We start from the raw sequence: 21,990 nt of genomic DNA on the forward strand, positions 1-21,990 counted from the left end.
CCGGGGAGTGGTCCGCCCCTGCCGCGTAGCAGAGGGAAAACACCTCGCGCGCCGAATATCGGACGGCCAGGGTGGGCGCATGTCCACGTTCCGCGTCACCGCAGAAGTCCTGACCGTCCACGAGCATCCCGACGCCGACGCCCTCGAACTCGCCCAAGTGGGCCTGTACCGGGCCGTGGTGGCGAAGGGCCGGTTCCGCACCGGCGACGTCGCCCTGTACATCCCCGAGCAGGCGGTGCTCCCGGACGCCCTGATCGAGGAGCTGGGGCTCACCGGCCGGCTGGCCGGCGCCGCCGCCAACCGGGTCAAGGCGGTCCGGCTGCGCGGGGAGCTGTCGCAGGGCCTGGTCTGCGTGCCGGCCGCCGTCGCCGGCACCGACCTGCACCGCGCGGCCGCGCAGGGCGACGACTTCGCCGGACTGCTGGGCGTCACCAAATGGGTGCCCCCGGTGCCGACCACGATGAGCGGCGACGTCGAGTCCGCCCCGGACCTGCTGCCCTGGGTCGACATCGAGAACCTCCAGCGGTACCCGCACATCTTCGAGCCGGGCGAGCCCGTGGTGCTGACCGAGAAGCTGCACGGGACGGCCTGCCTGCTCACCTACCTGGCGGCGGACGGCCGCGTGCTGGTCTCCTCCAAGGGGTTCGGCTCGCGCGGCCTGGCGCTCAAGGAGGCGGAGGGCAACGTCTACTGGCGCGCCGTGCGGAGGCACGGGGTCGCGGAGGCCGCCGCCCGGCTGGCCGAGCGGCTCGGCGCCGCCCGGGTCGGGATCTTCGGCGAGGTCTTCGGCGCCGGCGTCCAGGACCTCGCGTACGGGTCCGACGCCCGCACCACCGGGCCCGGCTACGCCGTCTTCGACGTGTCCGCCGACATCGGCGGCGAGGTCCGCTGGCTGGACCCGGCAGCGGTGCTCGACGGCGAGCTCCCGCTGGTGCCGCGGCTCTACGAGGGGCCGTACGACCAGGCCACGGTGCTGGAGACGGCCACCGGGCGCGAGACGGTCTCCGGCCGGGGACTCCACGTCCGCGAGGGGGTCGTGGTACGCCCGGCCGCCGAGCGGTACAGCCCGGTGACGGGCGGACGGGCCATCGCCAAGGCGGTCAGCCCGGCCTACCTGACCCGCAAGGGCGGCACCGAGTACGAGTGACCGGCGGGCGCCCGCGCCCGGGCGCCCCGCACCGGCGCCCCGCCGCCCCGGCAGCACGGGCGGCTCGGGCGGCACGGGCGGCACGGGCGGCTCGGGCAGCTCGGGCAGCTCGGGCAGCTCGGGCGGCCGTAAACCGCCGCCCGGTCGTGCCCGAAAGGTGACTGTCTGCCAAGTCCGGATATCGGATACCAATGTCCTGCTTCCCGGATGACGCGCCGCCGACCGTCGGCGGCCGCTCCGGCCTGCCAAGAAGGGGACGTCCGTGATCCGCACCCGCTCCGCATCCGCCCTCGCCGCCCTGGCCTGCGCCGCCCTCGCGCTCACCGCGAGCCCCGCCTCGGCGGCGCCCGGCGACACGCTCAACATGTGCTCCAGCACGCTCACCCCGGCCGGCTGGGTGGACGTCCAGTGGTGGAACAGCAGCGGCTGCGGCTCCGGCTTCAACCCCAACAGCAAGCAGATAAAGGACCTGACCGGATACCCGGTCGGCACCCAGGTCAACGCCTGCGCCTCCACCTGGCCGCCCGCCGGCTGGACGATCACCAGCTCGTACTACTCCAGCGGCTGCCGCTACTCCTCGGTGCCCAGCTTCAGCGCCAACACCTGGACGCTCAAGCGCACCTCGTGACCGCGGGACACCCCGCCGGCCGCAGCGGCGGCCGGCGGGGTGTCCGTCTGTCCGGGCCCGGGCCGTCAGGGGTAGGAGACGACCGTCGAGGGGACGGTGGAGGTGCCGGAGGTGGGGGCGCCGGTGTCGTTGACGACGTGGTCGTACTGGCCGTTGCCGCCGAGGGAGACGGTCAGCAGGCTGTGGAAGCGGACGCCGGGCCTGACCGGGGCGCGGAAGCCGTGGGCCTGCCGGATCGTCGGGTCGACGTTGTAGTAGCAGTAGCTGCCGAGGCCCCAGCCCTCGTGGGTGGTCACCGAGTCGTCGACGCGGTAGGCGGCGTAGCCCCTGACGGAGCCGTTCTGGATGGCGGCCTGGTTGGGGGCGTCGTAGGCCTTCTCGTTCTGGAAGAAGACCGTGCGGCCGCGCTCGCCGTACCACTCGACGTCGTACTTGTTGAAGTGCTCGACGAACAGGCCGGTGGCCAGGACGTCGTCGCCGTTGACGCGCACCCCGTAGTCGGCCCGGTTGGTCTCCCAGCCGACGCCGTCGCCGTGGTCCGCGCGCCAGACCCAGGTGTGGTCGATGATCGTGTCGTCGCTGTTGACCACCATCGAGGTGGTGGCCTTGCCGGGTCCGGCACCGCCGATGCGGATGTAGACGTCCTGGACGGTGACCGGGTCGGCGGAGTGGTCGGCGGAGGCGCCCTGCGGGCCGATCTCCAGCAGGGTCGGCGAGTTGACGGGGCCCGCGTCGATGAGGAACCCGGCCAGCCGGACGCCGTCGACGTCGGCGACGCGCATCGCGGTGACCCCGTTGTCCGGGATGATCGTCGCGAGGCCGAGGCCGAGCACGACGGTGCCGGGGCGGTTGATCTCGACCGTGCGGTCCACGTGGTAGACGCCGGGGGTGAAGAGCAGGTGGAGGCCCTGGGCGACGGCCTGGTTCATGGTCGCCGCGGTGGTGCCGGGCCGCACGACGTAGAACCGGGTCAGCGGGACCGAGGTGCCCGCGAGGGTGCCGCCGGCCCAGCTCACGCCGCGGGCGCTGGTGCGCTTGGCGGGGACGAACACCTTGAACTCGCCGCCCTCGTAGTGGAGGAACGGCTTCTCGCGGGAGACCGGCGTGGTGTCGAGGGTGGTGTAGCGGGGCTCGGGGAAGGAGTTCGCGGGAGCGCCCTGGACGCCGGAGAAGACCTGGTTCCACACGCTGTTGGACCAGCCGCCGATGGAGCTGTCGCGGGTGTACCACTGCTGCTGCGAGTAGTTGCCGACCTGGCCGTCGATCCGGGAGTCGGCGATGTAGCCGCCGCTGGCCCAGCCGTACCCGTCGGGCGAGAGGTTCAGGCCGCCCCTGACGTGCATCCGGCGGAAGGACGAGGCCTGGGAGACGGCCCACCGGTCGGTGCCGTTGACCGGGTTGAGGGCGAGGTTCTCGGCGGAGCGCCAGAAGTTCTGCGTGGCGTTGCCGCCGAACCAGCCGGCGTCGACGGTGACGTCGCCGTTGATGAGGGTGTCGTCGGGGCGCAGGCCGAGGCCGGCGATCTGGGTGTAGAAGCCGATCTGGGCGTTGAGGCCGTTGTAGGTGCCGGGCTTGAAGAGGAAGGCGTGCCGTCCGGTGCCGAACTGGGCCGACTCCTGCTGCCGGAAGACGGCGTCGAGCCTGCCCTGGATGTCGGGGGTCGCGGGGTCGATGACGTGCACGTTGGGGCCGAGGTCGCCGCCACCGGGCAGCGTCGGGCCGCCGTCGGGGGTGCCGTACACCTGGAACTCCCAGAGCGAGTAGCCCCATCCGGTGGCGCGGGTGGTGCCGGTGAGGCGGATGTGGCGGGCCGTTCCGGACAGGGAGACGGTCTCGGTGCCGCCGGGGCCGGTGGTGGTGCTGTAGGCGGTGCTCCAGTCGGTGCCGTTGAGGGAGGTCTCGATGCGGTACGCCTTCCCGTACGCGGTCTCCCAGCGCAGGGCCGCGTGGTCGAGGAGGGCGGGGGCGCCGAGGTCCACCTGGAGCCACTGGGGGTCGGCGAAGGCGCTGGACCAGCGGGTGCCCGGATCGCCGTCCACGGCGGCGGCCGCCGGGGTGCCGGCGTTCTCGGTGCTGGAGGCGGTGACCGGCTTCCCCTGGGAGAGCAGGACGGGAGCGGCCGCGGCCGGGGCGGCCGGGGCCAGGGCCAGCAGGGCGCCGAGGAGGGCGGTGACCAGGCCCGCGGCGAGGGAACGGCGGGCGGGGCGGGGGGACCGCGAGCGGGGGCGGCGGCCACCCGGTGGGGGCGAGATTTCTAGCATGCGCATGACAGATGACACTGCGGCTCTCCTTCTCGGAGGTGGGGGGATGTGCGGTCAGTCCGCCTGTGCGCGGTGCCGGCGGACGATGTCGGCGTACCTGAGGCCGCTGGACTTCACGGTGCGGCGCTGGGTGGCGTAGTCCACGTGGACCAGGCCGAAGCGCTTGGCGTACCCGTACGCCCACTCGAAGTTGTCCAGCAGGGACCAGGCGTAGTAGCCGGCCAGGGGGGCGCCCCTGCGGACCGCGCGGGCACAGGCCGCGATGTGGTCCTCCAGGTAGGCGGCGCGCTCCGGGTCGTCGACCGAGCCGTCCGGGGCGGGGCGGTCGTCGAAGGCGGAGCCGTTCTCGGTGACGTACAGGCGGCGGACCCCGTACTCCTCGGTGAGCCGGAGCAGCAGCGACTCCAGGCCCGCGGGGTCCACCGGCCAGTCCATGGCGGTGCGCGGCAGGCCGGGCTGCCGGACGTCGCGGGCGTACGGGACCGGGCCCGCGGGGTCGTCCTCGACGGTCACCGGGAAGTAGTAGTTGACGCCGTGCCAGTCCAGCGGTGCCGCGACGACGGCCTCGTCGCCGGGCCGTTCCGGCAGGTCGACGCGGTACAGCTCGCGCATGTCGGCCGGGAAGCCCCGGCCGTACACCGGGTCGAGGAACCAGCGGTTGACGTGGCCGTCCACCCGGGCCGCGGCGGCCACGTCCTCGGGGCGGGAGGAGGCGGGGGTCACGGTGGAGTGGTTGGTGACCAGGCCGATGGTCGCTGCCGGTGCGGCCGCGCGGACCGCGGCGACGGCCAGGCCGTGCCCGAGGAGCAGGTGGTAGGAGGCGCGCACCGCGGCGGTGAGGTCGGTGAGACCGGGGGCCATCCGGCCCTCCAGGTGGCCGATCCAGGCGGAGCAGAGGGGCTCGTTGAGCGTGGCCCACTGCGTGACGCGGTCGCCGAGGCGGGCCGCGACGCGGCCGGCGTAGGCGGCGAAGCGCTCGGCGGTCTCCCGGACGGTCCAGCCGCCGCGGTCCTGGAGGGCCTGGGGCAGGTCCCAGTGGTAGAGGGTGGCGGAGGGCGTGATGCCCGCGTCGAGGAGTGCGTCCACCAGCCGGTCGTAGAAGTCGAGCCCGGCGGGGTTCAGCGGGCCGTCGCCGGAGGGCAGGATGCGGGGCCAGGCGATCGAGAAGCGGTAGGCGTCGGTGCCGAGGCGGCGCATCAGGGCGATGTCCTCGGGCCAGCGGTGGTAGTGGTCGCAGGCGGTGTCCCCGTGGTCGCCGTTGTCGACGGCGCCGGGCGTGTGGGAGAAGGTGTCCCAGATCGACGGGCCCCGGCCGTCGGCGGTGACGGCGCCCTCGATCTGGTACGCGGAGGTGGCGGTGCCCCAGGAGAAGCCGGGCGGGAAGGCCGCGAGGTCGGGTGAAGGGACGGTGGCGGGTGCGGTCACGGTGGCCTCTCGGGTGACGGGGCGGTCGGCGGGGGTCATTTGACGGCACCGGCGGTCAGGCCGGTGACGAGGTAGCGCTGGAGCAGCAGGAAGCCGGCGACGACGGGCACGCTGACGACCAGCGAGGCGGCCATGATCTGGTTCCAGTAGACGTCGTTCTGGGTGGCGTAGCCCTGGAGGCCGACGGCGAGGGTGCGGGTGGTGTCGTTGGTCATCACGGAGGCGAACAGCACCTCGCCCCAGGCGGTCATGAAGGCGTACACGGCGACGGCGACGATCCCGGGGACGGCCGCCGGCACGATCACCCGGAACAGGGCGCCGAGCGGGCCGCAGCCGTCGACCCTGGCGGCCTCGTCGAGGTCGCGCGGGATGGAGTCGAAGTAGCCGATGAGCATCCAGATGGAGAAGGGCAGCGAGAACGTCAGGTAGGTGAGGACCAGGCCGCCGCGGGAGCCGAACAGGGCGATCCCGGTGGCGTTGCCGATGTTGACGTAGAGGAGGAAGAGCGGCAGCAGGAAGAGGATGCCGGGGAACATCTGCGTCGACAGGACGGTGACCGTGAACACCCGCCGGCCCCGGAAGGCGTGGCGGCTGACGGCGTACGCGGCGAGGACCGCGACCGTCACCGAGCAGACGGTCGCCAGCCCCGCCACCACCAGGGAGTTCACGAAGTAGTCGGCGAGCGGCACGGTCCGCCAGATGTCGAGGTACGGGCGGACGGTGAGCCCGGAGGGCAGCCAGCGGAACTTCCCCGAGACGTCCTCCAGCGGCTTGAGGGAGCTGGAGACCATGACGTAGACCGGCAGGAGCACGAAGCCGGTGAGCAGGGTGAGGAAGACCCGGCGGGCCCGGAGGAAGCCGCGGGGCGGCGCCATGGGCGACCGGGCGGTGCGGGGAGCGGGGACGGACGTCGGCGGACGGGTCACCGGCCGGGTGGACGTCGGCGGGCTAGACATCGGCGGAGTTCCTCCCCCGGGTGGTGAGCAGCAGGTACCCGCCCGTGACGAGCAGGAGGAAGAGCAGGAGCAGCACGGACATGGCCGATCCGGTGCCGAAGTTCCAGGTCTGGAACGAGGACTGGTAGATGTGCAGGGAGATCAGGTCGGCGGCCTCCGGGGCGGCCCTGCCGAAGAGCACGAACGGCGTGTTGAAGTCGTTGAAGGTCCAGAGGAAGAGGACGAGGACGAGGACCTGGTTGACCGGCCTGAGGGCGGGCAGGGTGACGTGCCGGACCTGCCGCCACACGCCGGCCCCGTCCAGGGCGGCCGCCTCGTACAGCTCGCGGGGGATGTTCTGCAGGCCGGCCATGACGATCAGGAAGGCGAAGGGCCAGCCCTTCCAGACCGAGACGGCCAGCAGGGCCCAGAAGCTGTTGTCGCCGATCAGCCAGAAGGCGGGGCTTTCGCCGAGGCCGAGCTGGTCGTGCAGCACGTGGTTCACCAGGCCGTTGTCCCGCTGGAACATGAAGGCCCAGGTGATCACGGCGGCGTACACGGGCAGGGCGTACGGGACGAGGAACAGGGTGCGCAGCAGGCCCCGGCCCCGGAAGGAGTCCTGGAGGAACAGCGCGGCGGCGGTGCCCAGCAGCCAGCAGAGGGCGACCGAGGACACGGCGAACACGCACGTCGTGGCGAAGGACCGGAGGAGCGCGGCGCCGACGGGGGCGTCGAAGTCCACGGAGACGGCGTAGTTGTCGAGGCCGGCCCAGGGCGCGCCGTTCCAGTGCGCGATGTGGAACTGGGTCAGTTCCTTGAAGCTCATGACGATGCCGATGAGCATCGGCACGAGGTGGACGAGGAGTTCGAGCAGCAGGGCAGGCAGCAGGAGCAGGTGGGGCAGCGGTACGCGGCGCCGGGGGCGGCGCGCGGTGTGCGCCGCCCGGGGCCCGCCCGCCCGCACCGCCGGCCCGCCGGCGGGTGGGGTGGCGGTGGTGGTCATCGCGGTGTCCGTCACTGGTTCGGCATCTGCTGCTGGGCCTTGTCGAGCTTGGCCCGGACCGACGCGGTGGTGACGGGGCGGCCGGCCGCGGCGTCGGCGAAGAGTTCCTTGACCGCGGTGCCCACGACGGTCTCGAACTGCGACTCCTCGGGGATCTGCGGGAGCGGGACGGCGCTGGTGGCCAGGGTGTCGCGGATGACGGCCAGGGAGGGGGTGGCGAAGGCGGGGTCCGCCTGGGCGCCCTTGACCGGCGGCATCGATCCGTAGGCCTTGTTGAGGGTCTTCTGCTCCTCGTCGCTGGTCATGAACTTGACGAACCGGAAGGCGCCGTCGAGGTTCTTGGTGTTGCGGAAGACGGCCATGTTGATGCCCGCGACCATGGAGTTGACCGAGGTGCCCTGGCCGGGGCTGCCGGACGGGACGGGTGCGGGGGCCACGCCCCACTCGTCCTCGGTCATCCCCTGGGAGGCGAAGGTGGCCGAGGGGGTCCGCCACAGGACCATGGCGGTGCGGTCCTTGGCGAAGTCGCTGAGGGACTGGTTCTGGGCGTACTCGGCGTTGCCGGGGGCGACCAGCTTGTGCGCGGCCATCAGGTCGACGTACTGCTTCACCGCGGCGACGGCGCCGTCGGAGGTGAAGTCGGCCTTGCCGTCGGGGGTGAAGAAGTCGGCTCCGTGCTGCTTGCCGAGGACGTACACCTGGTGGATGTTGTTCGAGAGGTTGCCGCCCTCGACGCCGATGGCGGAGCCGCCCTTCGCGGTCAGCCGCTTGCCGGTGGCGACGAGCTCGTCCCAGGTGGCGGGCGGCTTGGTGATGCCGGCCTGCCGGAACATCTCCTTGTTGTAGTAGAGGGCGTAGGCCATGGAGTAGAGCGGGACGGCCGCGGGGTCCTTGCCCGGGGCGCCGGTCGAGCCGAGTGCCGACTCGACGAAGCGGTCGCGGCCGCCAATCTTCCCGAAGGCCTTCGCGTCCCAGGGCAGCAGGGCGCCGCCGGCCTGGAGGGAGGCGCTCCAGGTGTTGCCGATGTTGAGCACGTCGGGGCCCTGGCCGGAGGTGGTGGCGGTGAGGATCCGGTTGAGCAGGTCGGACCAGGGCACGACCTCCAGCTTCACCTCGATGCCGGTCTCCTTCTCGAAGCGGTCGAGCTCGGGCTGGAGGACCTTCTTGTCGGCCTCGATGCTCGCGCCCTGGTTCGAGGCCCAGTAGGTCAGGGTCTTCTTCCCGCTCCCGCCGGACCCGGAGGCGCCGGTGGTCCCGCCTCCGCAGGCGGTGGCGGCGAGGGTGAGGGAGAGGGCGACGGCGCCGGTGAGGGCGGCTCTGTTCCTGCTTCTGCGCATGGCTCGTCGGAACCTTTCGGAACGTGGGTGACGGGGGTGCGGGTGCCGGACGGCGACTTAATTTAGGACGTGAGTTAAATCGCAAGAGAAGGTCGCGTCAAGGGTCCTGACAGCGGTATCGTGCAAGCAGGGCAGCGTCGGCCAAGGGCGGCCGAGGGCGATTCAGGGGGCAGGCTTGGAAGCGAGAAGCGGGCGGACGGTTCGTGACCTGCGCCGGGAGAACCGCACGGAGGTGCTCCGGCGGCTGTACTTCGACGGTCCGCTGAGCCGCTTCTCCCTCGGACCCGCCACCGGGCTGAGTTCGGGCTCCGTGAGCAACGTGGTCGCCGAGCTGGTGGCCGAGGGGCTGGTGGAGGAGGCCGGCAGCGTGGACTCCGCGGGCGGCCGGCCCCGGACCCTCCTCCGGATCAGCCCCGACAGCGGCTGCATGATCGGGGTGGACGTCGGCGAGACCCGCATCCGGATCGAGCTGTTCGACCTCGCGCTCACCGAGCTGGCCCGGGTGGAGCGCCCGCTCGCCGCCGCCGGGCCGGGTGCGCACGACCCGTACGAGGTGTCGGTGGTCGTGGACCACATCCGCGAGGGCATCGCCGAGGTGCTGGCGACGGCCGGGGTGCCGGCCGGGCGGCTGCTGGGCGTGGGCGTCGGCGTGCCCGGCATCGTCGAGCACACCGCGCAGGACGGCGCCGTGGTGCACGGCCAGACCGTCGGCTGGGACGCCGTACCCCTGGAACGGCTGCTCCGGGAGGCGGTGGAGCTGCCGCCGGAGGTGCCGTACTGCATCGACAACGGCGCGAAGACGCTCGGCCAGGCCGAGATGTGGTTCGGCGCCGGGCGCGGTGCGGGCAACGCGGTGTTCGTGCTGTTCGGGTCGGGCGTGGGCGCGTGCGTCGTCACCGAGGACATGGGCCCGGGGCGGGCCGTCGAGTGGGGCCACCTGACCGTACGCGTACGGGGGCGGCGCTGCCGCTGCGGTGCCCGCGGCTGCCTGGAGGCGTACGCCGGTGCCGAGGCGCTGCTGGAGCGCTGGCGCGAGGCGGGCGGCAACCCCCCGGCCGGCGCGAACCAGGAGACGGCCCTGGCGGCACTGCTGGCGGCAGCGTATCCGGAGGACGCCGAAGCCGGGCCGGAGCCCTCGGCCACGGCCGGCGGCGGGCCGGACTCCGCGGCGGCCGCCGTACTGGAGGAGACGGCCGAGTACCTGGGGGCCGGCTTCGCGGACCTGATCAACCTCTTCCAGCCGGACCGCATCCTGGTCGGCGGCTGGGCGGGCCTCCAGCTCGGCACCCGCTTCCTGGACCGGGTGAAGGAGTACGCCGCGGCCAACGCGCTGCGCTACCCGGCCTCCCGCGCCTCCATCGGCCTGGGCACGCTGGGCCCGGACGCGGTCACCATCGGCGCCGCGATCCAGCCGCTGGCGGACTTCTTCGCCCGCGGCGGCCGGCGCCCCGAAGCCCGGCCCGAAACCCCGGTCCCGGACTGGCAGTCGGCGGTCCGCAGCCGCACGGGCGCCTGACGCCGGACGCCGGACGCCTGACGCCTGACGCCTGACGCCTGCGGAGGGTCAATTCGGTTGCCCCGCGCACCCCTTCTGGACCAGCATCCGCACCAGCACCGGAGCCCGGACCGACCACAGGAGACACGCGCGCATGAGTACGCCGACATCGACAGCCGGAGCCGGGCCGCGGACCGGGGGCGGGGCCGTGCGGGTCGGGGCGCTCGTGCCGTTGAGCCGGCCCGGATGGGCCGAGGCGGGGCGGCAGTTGCTCGCGGGCCTGGAGCTCGGCGTGCACGAGGTCAACGACGGCGGGGGGATCGGCGGCCGGCCGGTCGAGCTGCTGGTGCGGGACACCGCCGCCGACCCGGAGCGGGCCGTCACCGCCGTGGACGAGCTGGCCGGCCTCGGTGTGGTGGCCGTGACCGGCGAGTACCACAGCGTCGTGGCCCGGGCGGCCGCCGCCCGCGCCGATGCCCTCGGGCTGCCGTTCCTCTGCTCGTCCGCGGTGATCGACGCGCTGGTCGACGAACCGGCGGAGTGGGTCGCGCGGCTTCCCCCGCCCCAGTCCCGGGGCTGGCGGGTGTACGCCGACTTCCTCCTCGGCGCGGGTCACCGCCGGATCGCCGCGGCCGTCCAGCCGAGCGTGTACTGGGAGTCGGGCATCCGCATCCTCCGGGACCACCTCGCCGCCCACGGCGGCGCCGTCACCGCACTCGACGTGCGCGCGCTCGACCCCTCCGCCCTGTGCGACGAGCTCGCCGCGCTGGGGGCCACGGCCCTGCTGCTCCTGGCCGGTTCCCCGGAGCCCTCCGTCCCGCTCGTCAAGGCCGTGCGCGCCGACCCGCGACTCGCCCAGGTCCTGGTGGGCGCCCCGGCCGGGCAGCCCGAGTTCGCGGAGTGGGCGGCGGCGCTCGGCCGGGACGGCGCCGGGATCCCGTTCCTGCGCTACCTCCCCGAGCGCCCCGGCCCCCTCGGGGAGCGCGTCGGGGCCGCCCTGCGCGCCCGGCTGGGCGGGGCGCCGTCGTTCGTCGCCTTCGAGGGCTACGACGCGGTCGCCGTCCTCGCCTCGGTGCTGCGCGCGCACGGTACGGACCGGTCGCGCGTCGCCGCGGCCTGGCCGGCCGTCGACGTCGAGGGGACCCGCGGCCGGATCACGTTCTCCCGTACCCCGGGCACCGGCGTGTGGCAGTGGGGGCGGCCGCCGGTCCAGGTCGTCGACCGGGACCCGGCGGGCTCCGCGGGAGACGGCTTCCGGGTCCTGCACACCGGCTGAGGGCGGGGGCGCCTGGGCCCCGCGAGCCCGGCGTGATCCGAAAGACAGGGCCTACTCCTCCAGGAGCCGCAGGACCGCGCGTTCGGTCGGGCCCCGGGTGGCGGGGGTGCCCATCGGGGTGTCCTCGCCCAGCCGGTCCAGGGCGGGGGCGATGGTGGTGCCGTCCTCGAACTGCTCGAAGACCAGGGGGTCGATGTAGGAGGCGCGGCAGACGGCGGGCGTGTTGCCGAGGTACTCGCTGACCTCGCGCACCGCGCGGGCGGCGGCCCGCTTGCGCGCGGACGGGGCCGCCCGGGCCGCGCGGGCGGAGACGGCGAGCGCCACCGCCGCCAGGACGGTGGCGTGCCAGGTGCGGAAGTCCTTGGCCGTGATGTCCTGCCCGGAGCGTTCCCGCAGGTAGGCGTTGAGGTCCGCGGCGCGCACCTCGTGCCACGCGCGCCCCTCCCAGTAGGCGAACAGCCGCGGTCCCGGATCCTTCCTGCGGAGCAGGGCGCGGACGACGGCCAGCGCGTCGTCGTCGACGAGCGTCCGGTTCTGCCGGCGGCCGGACTTGGCGGGGAAGTCGAGGCAGACCTCGCCGCGGCGGCAGGTGACGTGTTCGCGCAGCAGGGTGGTCAGTCCGTAGCTGTCGTGGTCGCGGGCGTAGCGCTCGCCGCCGATCCGGAAGAAGCCGAGGTCGAGCAGGCGGGCGGCGCAGGCGAGTACCCGGTCCCGGCCGAGCCCGCGCCCCGCGAGGTCCTCGGCCACGGCCCGGCGCAGCCGGGGCAGTCCGCGGGCGACGCTGCGGACGTGTTCGTGCTTGGCCGCGTCCTGCCGCTCCCGGAACTTCGCGTGGTACAGGTACTGGCGCCGTCCGGCGGCATCGGTCCCGACGGCCTGGATGTGGCCGTTGGGCCACGGACAGATCCACACGTCCTCCCAGGCCGGCGGGATGACCAGTCCCCGGATCCGGTCGCGCTGCTCCCGGTCCAGCGGGCGTCCGTCCGCGTCGAGGTAGCGGAACCCCTTGCCGTGCCTGACCCGCCGCCAGCCGGGGCGGTGCGGGTCGCTGGTGCGCAGGCGCGGTCCGCTCACGGCACCAGGAGCGTCTTGATCATGCCGTCGTCCTTGGCCTGGAAGCGCGCGTACGCGTCGGGGGCCTGGTCCAGGGGCACGGTGTGGGTGGCGAAGCCCTCCACGCCGAGCGGGTCCTCGTCGGTCAGCAGGGGCAGGATGTCGTCCGTCCAGGCGCGTACGTTGGCCTGGCCCATCCGGATCTGGAGCTGCTTGTCGAACATGGTGAGCAGCGGCATCGGGTCGACGGCGCCGCCGTAGACGCCGGAGACGGAGAGCGTGCCGCCGCGGCGGACGAGGTCGATGCCGGTGTGCAGGGCCGCCAGGCGGTCGATCCCGGCGCGTTCCATCAGGGGGCGGGCGAGGGCGTCGGGCAGCCTGGCCGTCATCTTCTGGGCGAGGGAGGCGCTGGTGCTGCCGTGGGCCTCCATGCCGACGGCGTCGATGACGGCGTCCGTGCCGCGGCCGTCGGTGAGGTCGCGGACCGCGTCGCCGAGGTCGCCGTCGTACTGCCGCAGGTCGAGGGTGTGCACGCCGGCGTTGCGGGCCCGTGCGAGCCGGGCGTCCACGAGGTCGACGCCGATGACGAGGCCGGCGCCGCGGTGCAGGGCGATGCGGGCCGCCATCTGCCCGATGGGGCCGAGGCCGAGGACCGTGAGGGAGCCGCCCGGGGCCAGGCCGGCGTACTCCACGGCCTGCCAGGCGGTGGGGAGCACGTCGGAGAGGTAGACGAAGCGTTCGTCGGGCGGTCCCTCGGGGACCTTGACCGGCAGCGTGTCCCCGAACGGGACCCGCAGGTACTCGGCCTGGCCGCCGGGCACCTGCCCGTACAGCTTGGTGTAGCCGAAGAGGGCCGCACCCTTGCCGTGGGCGCGGACCTGGGTGGTCTCGCACTGGGACTGGAGGTTCCGGTCGCACATGTAGCAGCTGCCGCAGGAGATGTTGAACGGCACGACCACCCGGTCGCCGGGCGCGAGCGTCCGCACCTCGGGGCCGGTCTCCACCACGGTGCCCATCGGCTCGTGGCCCAGCACGTCACCGGGGTCGAGGTAGGCGCCGAGCACGGAGTACAGGTGCAGGTCGGAACCGCAGATGCCGGTGGTGGTCACCTTGACCACGATGTCGGTGGGGTCCTCGATGCGGGGATCGGGGACCGTCTCCACCCGGACGTCCTCGCGGCCCTGCCAGGTCAGCGCGCGCATGGGTGCCTCCGCACTGGTCGGTCGTGCGCGGTGCCCGGCCGGACACGCGCGGAGCGCGGTGCCGGTGCGGGCCGTGCCCCGCGCCTAACCGGCGGGGGCCGGACGAAACCTGCGGTCCGCGACGCGGGCCCGGTGCCGGGCGGGGCGCCATGATCCCGGCGCGTGCGGGTAGGGGCGCTGTGCCCGTGGCTCCTCCGCGGGGAGGAGCGCCGGAACCGGCGGCGGGGGGCGGGGCCGGCCCGCACGACGCGATCGGAGATGGTGACATGGCACCGGACACCGGCCGTTCCGCACCTTCCCCCGGCCCGGAACGCCTTCTCGGCGTCTACCTCAACGACCACCGGGCCGGCTCGGCCGCCGGGGTGGCGCTGCTCCGCCGCATGGTCCGTGCCCATCGCGGCACCCCGGCGGCGGCCCGGCTGGTCGCCCTCCTCCGGGACGTCGAGGAGGACCAGGACAGCCTCATGGAGGTCATGGAGGCCTTCGACGTGCCGGTCGGGCACGTGAAGTCGCTGCTCATGCGGCTGGCCGAGAAGGCCGGCCGGGCCAAGCCGAACGGCCGCCTCGTCGCGCGTTCGCCCCTGAGCGACGTGCTGGAGCTGGAGGCCATGCTGCTGGGCGTGCAGGGAAAACTGGCGCTGTGGCGCTCCCTGGGGAACGTCGCGCGGACCGACAGCCGGGTCGACCGGGCGGCCATGCACCGGCTCGCCGCCCGCGCCGAGCGGCAGATCGCGCTGCTGGAGGGCCTGCGGCTGGCCGCCGTGGACCGTGCGTTCACGCCCGGCGGCCGCGCCGTACCGGCCGCCGTGTGAAGGGCGGGCGGTGATGAGGAGCGCGGGGGCCCATGGGGGTCACGGAGGGAGCGTCCGGTGACCGGGTACGAGTCGGCCGCGGTCCCGGACCGTCTCGGGGCGGTCCTGGCCGGAGTGCTGGAGCGGTCGCACGGCGCGTCGGCCGTCGAGATGGCCGGTCTGATCGACGAGGCCGCCCGGATGCTGGGCGCGGGCGGCAGCCGCCTGTACCTGGTGGACGTACAGCAGCGCCGGCTGGTGCCCCTCCCCCAGCCGGGCCTGGCCGCGGAGGACGGGGACGGCATCGACATCGACGGGTCGCTGGCGGGGCTGGCGTACCGCGGTCAGCGCGTCCAGCAGGCCCGCGACGAGGCGGTGGCCTGGTTCCCGATGGTCGACGGTGTCGAGCGGGTGGGTCTGCTGCGGCTAACCGGCGCGGGCCAGGACCCGCGGCTGACCGCGGCCGCACGGGCCCTGGCGAGCCTGGCCACCCTCCTGGTGGTGTCGAAGTCCTCGCACCACGAACTGCTGGTGCGGCGGCAGCGCGTCCGCCCGATGACCCTGCAGGCCGAGCTGCTGTGGGCGTTCCTGCCCCCGCGGACCATCGGCACCCGGCACGCCACGTCGGCCGCGGTGCTGGAACCCGCGTACGACATCGGCGGGGACGCGTTCGACCACTGCTTCATCGACGGAACGCTGCACCTCACGCTGCTGGACGCGATGGGGCACGACCTCGCCTCGGGCGGCATGAGCGCCGCCGGGCTGGCCGCGTGCCGGTCCACCCGCCGCGCCGGTGGATCGATCCCCGACATCGTCACGGCCATCGACCGGGCGCTGGTGCGCTGGATCCCCGACCGGCTGATGACCGCGGTGATCGCCGAACTCGACACGGAACACGGGGACTTCGCCTGGGTCAACTGCGGACACCCGCCGCCGCTGCTGATCCGCGCGGGCCGCGTCGTGCCCGGCGCGCTGGAGCGCCCGGCCCGCCTTCCGCTCGGCTTCGGGTTCCACGGCCCGGAACCGCCCGCCGTGGACCGGGCCCGGCTGCAGCCCGGGGACCGGGTCCTGGTGCACAGCGACGGCATCACCGAGGCCCGCTCCCCCGACGGAGACCTGTTCGGCGAGCGGCGGCTCACCGACAGCGTGATCCGGTCCACGGCGTCCGGCGAGAGCGCCCCGGAGGCGCTCCGGCGGCTCGTCCGGGACGTCCTGGTCCACCAGGGACACCGGCTGCGGGACGACGCCACCATCCTCCTCACCGAGTGGCACCCGGCGGGCTGAGACTCCGGGGCCCGCCGGCTCGGGCCCGCACCTCCGTTCCCTCTCGTACCCCTGGCCCGTCGCACGGGTGTCCGGGGTGGACGCCGGTGGGTGGTGTGGCGCGAATCGTGCGCGTCGGGGGGTCCGTCCAATGGCGTAGGCGGGGCTGCCCGTTAGGGCGACGGGAGTGCGTGCCGGGCCCTTGCGGGAGCGCGGCGGACCGGAGCCACGCGCGGGCCGGCAGGACGCACTTCGGCACGCTGAGCAGGGGCGCACCGCGCCGCTCCGGGTCCGGGCCGGAGCGGCCGGCGGGGTGGGGCGGGGGCGGACACCGGCCCGGTACCGGGGCCGGGTACGCCGTACGGGCTCCGGCTCCGCGTGGACGGCCAACCCCGCACACCGGAAGGGCCGTTACGCTTCCCGCGGCTCCGGCTGACCGGATTTCACCGCTGTGGGGGGATGCCGGAGCCCTGGCACCCGTACGTCCACGCACACCCTTGGGGGGACTCCCTTGACCCTGCGCTCAGCCATGCGCCGCTGGGCCGCCGCGCTGGCGGTCACCGCACTCGCCGTGACCGCCGGGACCGCGTCCGCGGCCGTACGCACGGACACCGCGCCGCCCGGCACCGTCAGCCTGACCGACCAGGACCTGAGGCTCACGGCGGACGACCCCAACTGCTTCAAGAAGTCCTATCCGCACTGCACGAGTGCGGACCCGAACGTGTCCTTCCGGCTCGTCAGCCGGGGCGACACCAGCGCCTGCACCTTCTCCCTCAAGACCACCTGGGGCGACGGGACGAGCAGCACGCGCGAGTTCAGCGGGGGTCCGAACGGGACCGAACTGCTGCCGGTGAAGCACAAGTACACGAAGCCGAGCCCGTTCACCGCGCCCAGGACGTACGCCATCACCTGGGCCGTCACCGTCCTGACGGGCACCACCTGCCTGCCCAGCTCGGGCACCCTCACCTTCGTCCGCACCTGCGCCTCCACCGCGCTGAGCGGCAGGGCCTGGGCCGCCCGCTTCCCGACCAGCACGCGGACCGCCGACCTGGCGGACGGCTTCCGGGGCGACGTCAACGCCTTCGTGAAGGCCATGCGGAACGGCGGGATCAGCGTGACGCCGGTCGCGACGCTCCGGCCGCCGCAGCGCGCGTACCTGATGCACTACGCCTGGCTGGTCGCCAAGAAGAAGATGTCCGCCGGCAAGGTGCCGGCCTTCAAGCCCGCGCAGGGGCAGGACCGCGTCGACGTGTGCTGGCAGCACACCGACGCGAACGGCGCCTTCGACCCGGCCGCGTCGGTGGCCGCCGCCCAGCGTCTGGTCACCGCGTTCGGCATCGACCCGAAGCTGAAGGTGGCGCCGGCCCTGAACAGCCTGCACACGCGGGGCCTGGCCATCGACATGAACACGACCTGGACGGCGCCCGGCGTGACCGTCGCCAAGGCGTCCGGCGAGCGCGTCAGGATCACGACCACCCCGCGCAGCGGGCTGAACGCCAAGCTGATCGCGGTGGGCGCCACGTACGGCGTCATCCACTTCTCGCCGCCGGAGAAGGACGCCAACCACTGGTCGTCCACGGGGCGCTGAGCCCGGGCCGGGGCCCCGGCTCCGGTCCCGCGCCCCGCACCGCCGCGCCGTCCGCACCGCCCCCGGGGGCCGTGCGGGCGGCGCGGCCGGTTCCCGACCCCCGGCCGAGGCGCCGGTCCTACGATGATCACGCGGCTGGGGGACCGCCCCTGCCGCGCGCACATCGGGGGAAGGGAGCACCGGCAGGATGTACGTACGGATTGACGTCCCGGGGGACGCGGTCGCGCTGGAGGACCTCGGCGCGTGGCTGCGGGCGGAGCGGGCCCTGCGGGGGCGGGTACAGCTCCGGGCCGCGGAGCCGCAGCCGGGGACCATGGGGGCCGACGTCGAACTCGTGCTGTCGATAGCCGAGTTGGGCGTCGCGGTGCTCGGTTCCGTGGTGGCGGCCGTCGACCTGTGGCTGGGCCAGCGGCCGGCCCGGCGGGGCGGCGGTGCGCCCGCGGTGCGCGTCACCCGGCCGGACGGGGTGAGCTTCGACTTCAACGGCGGTCCGGACGAGGTGGCACGCCTGGTCGCGGCCCTCTCCGAGCACCTCGGAGACGGGCCGGGCGGTGCGGGTACGACCGGCACGGGCACTGCCGCATCCGGCTCCGCCGACGGTGACGATGAGCCGGCTGCCTGACCCGGCGCTGTCCCGCGCCTACCTCTTCGGCGCGGCCACGTACGCGCACGAAGAGGTGCCGGACCTGCCGGCCGTCGCCCACAACGTACGGGACCTCGGCGCCCTCCTGACCGGCCCGTCGGGCGGCTTCGCCCCGGAGCACTGCACCACGCACCTGGACCCGGCCGGCACCGTCGACGTCTTCCACGAGCTGCGCCGGCACGCGGACGAGGCGCTGGACACGCTGCTGGTGTACTTCGCGGGGCACGGCATGGTGCGGCGGGCGGGCGAGCTGTACCTCGGCCTGCCGGCCACCCGCCGCACCGACCTCGCCGTCACCGGCTTCGCGTACGACCTGCTGCGGGAGGTCGTGGGCGGGTCCACGGCCGCCAACAAGGTGGTCATCCTGGACTGCTGCTTCAGCGGCTGGGCGGTCCAGGGGATGGGCGGCGGGCCCGTGGCCTCCCCGGAGGAGCTGGAGATCGAGGGCAGTTACGTCCTGACGGCCACGCCCGCGACCGCGACGGCCCTGGCGCCGGAGGGGGCGCTGCACACCAGCTTCACGGGTGAACTGCTCTACGTCCTGCGGAGCGGGGTCGCGGAGGCGGGGGCGCTGCTGCCGCTGGACGACGTGACGCGGGCGGTCCGGCGGCGCGCCCTGCTGCGGGGCCTGCCCCTGCCGGAGGTACGGGCCGGCGGGTCGGCGGGGCTGCTGGCGCTGACCCGGAACGCGGCGGCGCCGGGCACGGCCGGGGGCGCGCGTTCCGGCCCGCCCGTGCCGCCTCCGCCGCCCCTGCCGCCGGCGCCGCCCGTGCCCGTGCCCGTGCCCGCCCCGGTCGGGGTCGCGCGACCGCTCGCACTGGGCGGAGCCCTGTACTCCGACCGGCGGGAACTGGCCAATGCGCTCCGCCGGCACGGCCCGGACGCCGCCCACCGCTTCTTCGTGCGGATGGGCACCCCCGCCGCACCCTCGGAGGGCTGGTCCGACCTCCTCTCCTGGCTGAAGCAGTTCGGCAATCCGCACACGGACGACATCGAGGGCCGGATCGCCCTGGTCGACCACCACCTGACCGGTGACGGGCTGTCCCCGGAGCTGAAGCTGCTGTGCCTGCTCCGCTGGCTCGACCCCGCCGGCCCGGTGGTCCACCGCGGCCGCGAGGTCACGTACGGGTCCCTCGCCCGTGCCTGTCTCGCGGGCCGGCACGGGTCGGCCGCCGAGCGGGCACTGGTGGCCGAACTCGCCGGCACGCCCCTCCTGGACGTGCTGGCCGGGTTCGACGGGCTCGCCGCGCTCCGGGAGGTGCGGGCCCGGTGGCGGGCCGCCCTCGACGACTGGGCGACGGCGGTGCGCCCGGACCGGTGGTGGCCGGCGGAGGCACGCGGCTGGGCCGAGGAGGTGGCCCCGGGCGCGCTGCTGGCGGGGCTGCTGCCGGCGGACGCGGTCGCCGACGCCCTCACCGGCCTGCCCGACGCGACGCCCCCGCCGGAACCCCCGTACTGGTACGAGTCCCTGCTGCGGGCGGCCGGCGGCCCGGACGCGCCCCCGGGCCGGCTGCTCGCGGCGGACCTGGTCCCCCTGGTCCAGGAGGAGGCCCGGGCCTCGCGGCTCGCCGCCGAGCGGGCGAGGCGGCTGGACGACGCGGCGCGGCAGCGGGACCTGGAGCGGCAGGCAGCACGGGAGCGCGCGGACGCGCAGGAACGGGCGCGCCTGGCGGCCGAGGCGGTCCGGCTGGGCCCGCGAGCCCGGTGGACGGCCGTGTTGCGGGCGCTCGCGGTTCCGGCCGCCTGGGCGGTCGTACCGGTGGCCCTCGTCTGGATCACATGGTGGAACTCCAGCTACGAGTACGACGCGGCGGTCTCGCTGACCCAGCTGGCGGGCCTGGCGAGTGCGGGCACCGGGGCGGTCCTGGCGCGGCGCGCCTACGCTCTGGGCGGCGCCTACCGGCCGTCGCTGCGTTCCCCTTCGGCGTGGCTGCCGCCCCTCGTACCGGCCCTGGCGGAAGCCGCGGTGCTGGCGGGGTTCTGGCTGGTTGCCGGAGACTGGACCACTCGCTCCGGGGGCGGAAAGGCGGACTCCCACCTGCTGCGGACCACGCCGGTCGAGTTCCACCGGATGGTCGAGTCGAACTCGTACGACTCGGCAGCCGCGGTCCTGCCGATCCTGGCATTCGCCGTGGCGGCCCTCGGCTGCGCCGCCGCGGGCGTCCGCGCGGGCCGCATCCTGGCCCTGCGGGCGGAGGGCGGCGAAGGCGTGCCCGGCTGACGGGCCGGGACGGTCCCGGGGCGCACCTAGGACTTGTCCGGCCGATCATGTGACTGCTCCGTGCCCGAGTCGTTCCTGTGGGCATGGGGCGGGGTGATCTGAGTGATGCCGAGTGGGAACGGCTAAGGCCGTTCCTGCCGGTCTCTAACGGGCGCTGTGGCAGGTGGCGGAATCACCGGCAGGTGATCGACGGGATTCTGCACCGGGTGCGGACCGGGGTGCAGTGGCGTGACCTGCCCGAACGGTTAGGACCGTGGAAGACCGTCTACGAACGCCACCGCCTGTGGTCGGCCGATGGCACCTGGGAACGTCTCCTCCAGCAGGTCCAGGCCGCGGCCGACGCCGCAGGCGAGATCGACTGGGACATCTCGGTCGAATCCACCATCGTCCGCGCGCATCAGCACGCGGCCGGTGCCCGCACCGACCCACCGCCGGTCCCGGGACAAAAGGGGGCCGCAGGCATGGAACACCAGGACGAGATGCCGTGGCAGAGCCTTCTCGCCCGCCTGGTGGAGGTGGTGCGGGAGGTGAGGGCCTGGGCCGCTCGCGGGGCGGGTTCACCAGCAAGCTCCACCTGAGCGCGGACGGCCGCTGCCGCCCGTTGTCCCTGATCGTCACCCCTGGTCAGCGAGCAGACTGCACCCAGTTCAAGCCGGTCCTGAAGAAGATCCGAGTGCCCAGACCGGGCCTGGGACGACCACGCAAGAAGCCCGACAGCCTCGCGGCCGACAGGGCCTACAGCAACGGCCCCATCCGCGAGTACCTGCGACGGCGGGGAATCCGCCACACCATCCCGGAGAAGACCGACAGCCAGGCGGCCCGCCTGCGCAAAGGCGCCCGCGGTGGACGGCCGCCCGGCTTCGACGAGGACCGCTACAAGAAGCGCAACACCATCGAGCGGGCGATCAACCGCCTCAAGCAGTCCCGGGCGGTCGCCATTCGCTACGACAAGCGCGGCTACATCTTCCTCGGCACCGCCACCGTGGCAGCTCTCACGATCTGGCTCCTCTCACGATCTGACTCCGAACATGATCGCCGACAACGTGCCCCGCGCTGCCCCTGCCGTTGAGGATCTGCACCCTCACAACAGCGATTGCCCCCTGCTATGCGGGGCGAAGAACGGGATCGATCACTGCAAGCCCCTCGTGCAGTCGGCGGGCCCCCTGAGCAACACGAGCGTCAGCGTCGCCCGACATCTCCTCGCAGAGCCGTAGAGCCTCGTCCAGGTCCTGCGAGAAGATGCTGAAGACATCGACAAGCGCGGTGTGGATCCAATCGGCATGATTGTCGTCGGCGACTGCCAATGCGGACGCGACTATCGTCAGTCCGGCCCTGTCCTTTCGCCGAAGCAAGCCTTCAGCGGTCCGTCGGGTGACGAAGGTGTCACCAGGATCGAGCACAAGCTCCAGGAGCGGCGCTACGGCCTCCTGCATTTCGGCGAACCCTGCCAGGCTGTGACCGGCATCCGCCCGGTCACGCCAGTCGTCGCTTCGCCCAAGTTCGCCAAGCGTCACGACGACCGCACGCCGCAGGTCACTGTCCACGGATTCGCCTACCCCTCCCACGATTCCGGCCAAAGTATCACCGAGCTGCCTTACCAGATGATCGTCCGGACAGGTCCTAGGCCCGGGCCCGGCCCCGGCGGACCGGCGGTCCGGTGTGCGCAGGACCGGGGCCCGCTGCCAGGGCACGTGCGGCGCGCGGGGGCATGGCGCGGCCGGG

17 protein-coding genes and 1 pseudogene are annotated in these 21,990 nt (G+C 74.0%); 10 read left to right on the forward strand and 8 right to left on the reverse strand.

Annotation, left to right across the window (positions count from 1 at the left end; genetic code table 11):
- Positions 1-79 precede the first annotated feature (79 nt).
- Both ACIQUR_RS30165 and ACIQUR_RS30170 read left to right on the forward strand, forming a co-directional pair.
- A complete protein-coding gene (locus ACIQUR_RS30165; protein WP_403670985.1) occupies positions 80-1,147 on the forward strand; it encodes an RNA ligase (ATP) in 1,068 nt (355 codons plus the stop codon).
- Between the two features lie 262 nt (positions 1,148-1,409).
- Positions 1,410-1,775, forward strand: a complete 366-nt coding sequence (locus tag ACIQUR_RS30170; RefSeq protein ID WP_403670988.1) for a hypothetical protein — start codon at positions 1,410-1,412, stop codon at positions 1,773-1,775.
- A 65-nt stretch (positions 1,776-1,840) separates the two neighbouring features.
- Here the strand turns inward: ACIQUR_RS30170 and ACIQUR_RS30175 are convergent, their stop codons facing one another.
- From ACIQUR_RS30175 to ACIQUR_RS30195, 5 genes are all read right to left on the reverse strand, one after another.
- The gene (locus tag ACIQUR_RS30175; RefSeq protein WP_403670991.1) at positions 1,841-4,042 is read right to left on the reverse strand and encodes a discoidin domain-containing protein; all 2,202 of its coding nucleotides are present in this window, start codon (positions 4,040-4,042) and stop codon (positions 1,841-1,843) included.
- Between the two features lie 48 nt (positions 4,043-4,090).
- Positions 4,091-5,500, reverse strand: a complete 1,410-nt coding sequence (locus tag ACIQUR_RS30180) for a GH1 family beta-glucosidase (protein WP_403670994.1) — start codon at positions 5,498-5,500, stop codon at positions 4,091-4,093.
- The gene (locus ACIQUR_RS30185; RefSeq protein WP_403671138.1) at positions 5,497-6,336 is read right to left on the reverse strand and encodes a carbohydrate ABC transporter permease; all 840 of its coding nucleotides are present in this window, start codon (positions 6,334-6,336) and stop codon (positions 5,497-5,499) included. The genes ACIQUR_RS30180 and ACIQUR_RS30185 overlap by 4 nt, the downstream gene beginning before the upstream one ends.
- 73 nt (positions 6,337-6,409) lie before the next feature.
- Positions 6,410-7,399, reverse strand: coding sequence for a carbohydrate ABC transporter permease (locus ACIQUR_RS30190; RefSeq protein ID WP_403670996.1), 990 nt, complete (start codon positions 7,397-7,399; stop codon positions 6,410-6,412).
- Between the two features lie 11 nt (positions 7,400-7,410).
- Complete coding sequence (locus ACIQUR_RS30195) at positions 7,411-8,736, reverse strand: extracellular solute-binding protein (RefSeq protein WP_403670999.1); 1,326 nt, start codon at positions 8,734-8,736, stop codon at positions 7,411-7,413.
- A gap of 175 nt (positions 8,737-8,911) precedes the next feature.
- Here ACIQUR_RS30195 and ACIQUR_RS30200 point away from each other — a divergent pair, with 175 nt between their 5' ends.
- Together ACIQUR_RS30200 and ACIQUR_RS30205 are read left to right on the forward strand one after the other, a co-directional pair.
- Positions 8,912-10,252, forward strand: coding sequence for an ROK family protein (locus tag ACIQUR_RS30200; RefSeq protein WP_403671002.1), 1,341 nt, complete (start codon positions 8,912-8,914; stop codon positions 10,250-10,252).
- Between the two features lie 133 nt (positions 10,253-10,385).
- On the forward strand, positions 10,386-11,507 hold the full coding sequence (locus tag ACIQUR_RS30205) for an ABC transporter substrate-binding protein (RefSeq protein ID WP_403671005.1): 1,122 nt from the start codon (positions 10,386-10,388) through the stop codon (positions 11,505-11,507).
- Positions 11,508-11,558: 51 nt separating this feature from the next.
- Here ACIQUR_RS30205 and ACIQUR_RS30210 read toward each other — a convergent pair whose 3' ends face one another.
- Together ACIQUR_RS30210 and ACIQUR_RS30215 are read right to left on the reverse strand one after the other, a co-directional pair.
- Positions 11,559-12,581, reverse strand: a complete 1,023-nt coding sequence (locus ACIQUR_RS30210; RefSeq protein WP_403671008.1) for a DNA topoisomerase IB — start codon at positions 12,579-12,581, stop codon at positions 11,559-11,561.
- Positions 12,578-13,762: a zinc-dependent alcohol dehydrogenase gene (locus ACIQUR_RS30215; RefSeq protein WP_403671011.1), complete on the reverse strand. Its 1,185-nt coding sequence runs from the start codon at positions 13,760-13,762 to the stop codon at positions 12,578-12,580. Before ACIQUR_RS30215 ends, ACIQUR_RS30210 begins: the two co-directional genes overlap by 4 nt.
- 266 nt (positions 13,763-14,028) lie before the next feature.
- Between ACIQUR_RS30215 and ACIQUR_RS30220 the strand changes: the two genes are divergently transcribed.
- From ACIQUR_RS30220 to ACIQUR_RS30245, 6 genes and pseudogenes are all read left to right on the forward strand, one after another.
- Positions 14,029-14,574 (forward strand): hypothetical protein, encoded by a 546-nt coding sequence (locus tag ACIQUR_RS30220; RefSeq protein WP_403671014.1) that lies wholly within the window; start codon positions 14,029-14,031, stop codon positions 14,572-14,574.
- Positions 14,575-14,631: 57 nt separating this feature from the next.
- On the forward strand, positions 14,632-15,837 hold the full coding sequence (locus ACIQUR_RS30225) for a PP2C family protein-serine/threonine phosphatase (RefSeq protein WP_403671016.1): 1,206 nt from the start codon (positions 14,632-14,634) through the stop codon (positions 15,835-15,837).
- Between the two features lie 490 nt (positions 15,838-16,327).
- Positions 16,328-17,404 carry a hypothetical protein gene (locus ACIQUR_RS30230; RefSeq protein WP_403671019.1) on the forward strand — a complete coding sequence of 359 codons (1,077 nt, stop codon included), beginning with the start codon at positions 16,328-16,330 and terminating at the stop codon, positions 17,402-17,404.
- Between the two features lie 187 nt (positions 17,405-17,591).
- Positions 17,592-18,026 (forward strand): hypothetical protein, encoded by a 435-nt coding sequence (locus tag ACIQUR_RS30235; RefSeq protein WP_403671021.1) that lies wholly within the window; start codon positions 17,592-17,594, stop codon positions 18,024-18,026.
- Positions 18,010-20,268: a caspase family protein gene (locus tag ACIQUR_RS30240; protein ID WP_403671024.1), complete on the forward strand. Its 2,259-nt coding sequence runs from the start codon at positions 18,010-18,012 to the stop codon at positions 20,266-20,268. The genes ACIQUR_RS30235 and ACIQUR_RS30240 overlap by 17 nt, the downstream gene beginning before the upstream one ends.
- An 83-nt stretch (positions 20,269-20,351) precedes the next feature.
- Positions 20,352-21,337, forward strand: a pseudogene (locus ACIQUR_RS30245) (IS5 family transposase).
- 34 nt (positions 21,338-21,371) lie between these two features.
- On the opposite strand, the gene ACIQUR_RS30250 reads toward ACIQUR_RS30245, so the two are convergent.
- Complete coding sequence (locus tag ACIQUR_RS30250; protein ID WP_403671027.1) at positions 21,372-21,812, reverse strand: hypothetical protein; 441 nt, start codon at positions 21,810-21,812, stop codon at positions 21,372-21,374.
- Positions 21,813-21,990: the final 178 nt, after the last annotated feature.

The sequence above is a fragment of the Streptomyces sp. NPDC101132 genome (assembly GCF_044759225.1).
In the GTDB taxonomy this organism is placed as follows: domain Bacteria; phylum Actinomycetota; class Actinomycetes; order Streptomycetales; family Streptomycetaceae; genus Streptomyces.

Excerpts from the sequence above, each read along its gene's own strand:
- ACIQUR_RS30175 (WP_403670991.1), bottom strand. The coding sequence starts at position 4,042 with ATGCGCATGCTAGAAATCTCGCCCCCACCGGGTGGCCGCCGCCCCCGC.
- ACIQUR_RS30165 (WP_403670985.1), top strand. The coding sequence starts at position 80 with ATGTCCACGTTCCGCGTCACCGCAGAAGTCCTGACCGTCCACGAGCAT.
- ACIQUR_RS30180 (WP_403670994.1), bottom strand. The coding sequence starts at position 5,500 with ATGACCCCCGCCGACCGCCCCGTCACCCGAGAGGCCACCGTGACCGCA.
- ACIQUR_RS30185 (WP_403671138.1), bottom strand. The coding sequence starts at position 6,336 with ATGGCGCCGCCCCGCGGCTTCCTCCGGGCCCGCCGGGTCTTCCTCACC.
- ACIQUR_RS30195 (WP_403670999.1), bottom strand. The coding sequence starts at position 8,736 with ATGCGCAGAAGCAGGAACAGAGCCGCCCTCACCGGCGCCGTCGCCCTC.
- ACIQUR_RS30235 (WP_403671021.1), top strand. The coding sequence starts at position 17,592 with ATGTACGTACGGATTGACGTCCCGGGGGACGCGGTCGCGCTGGAGGAC.
- ACIQUR_RS30215 (WP_403671011.1), bottom strand. The coding sequence starts at position 13,762 with ATGCGCGCGCTGACCTGGCAGGGCCGCGAGGACGTCCGGGTGGAGACG.
- ACIQUR_RS30205 (WP_403671005.1), top strand. The coding sequence starts at position 10,386 with ATGAGTACGCCGACATCGACAGCCGGAGCCGGGCCGCGGACCGGGGGC.
- ACIQUR_RS30240 (WP_403671024.1), top strand. The coding sequence starts at position 18,010 with ATGAGCCGGCTGCCTGACCCGGCGCTGTCCCGCGCCTACCTCTTCGGC.
- ACIQUR_RS30190 (WP_403670996.1), bottom strand. The coding sequence starts at position 7,399 with ATGACCACCACCGCCACCCCACCCGCCGGCGGGCCGGCGGTGCGGGCG.
- ACIQUR_RS30220 (WP_403671014.1), top strand. The coding sequence starts at position 14,029 with ATGGCACCGGACACCGGCCGTTCCGCACCTTCCCCCGGCCCGGAACGC.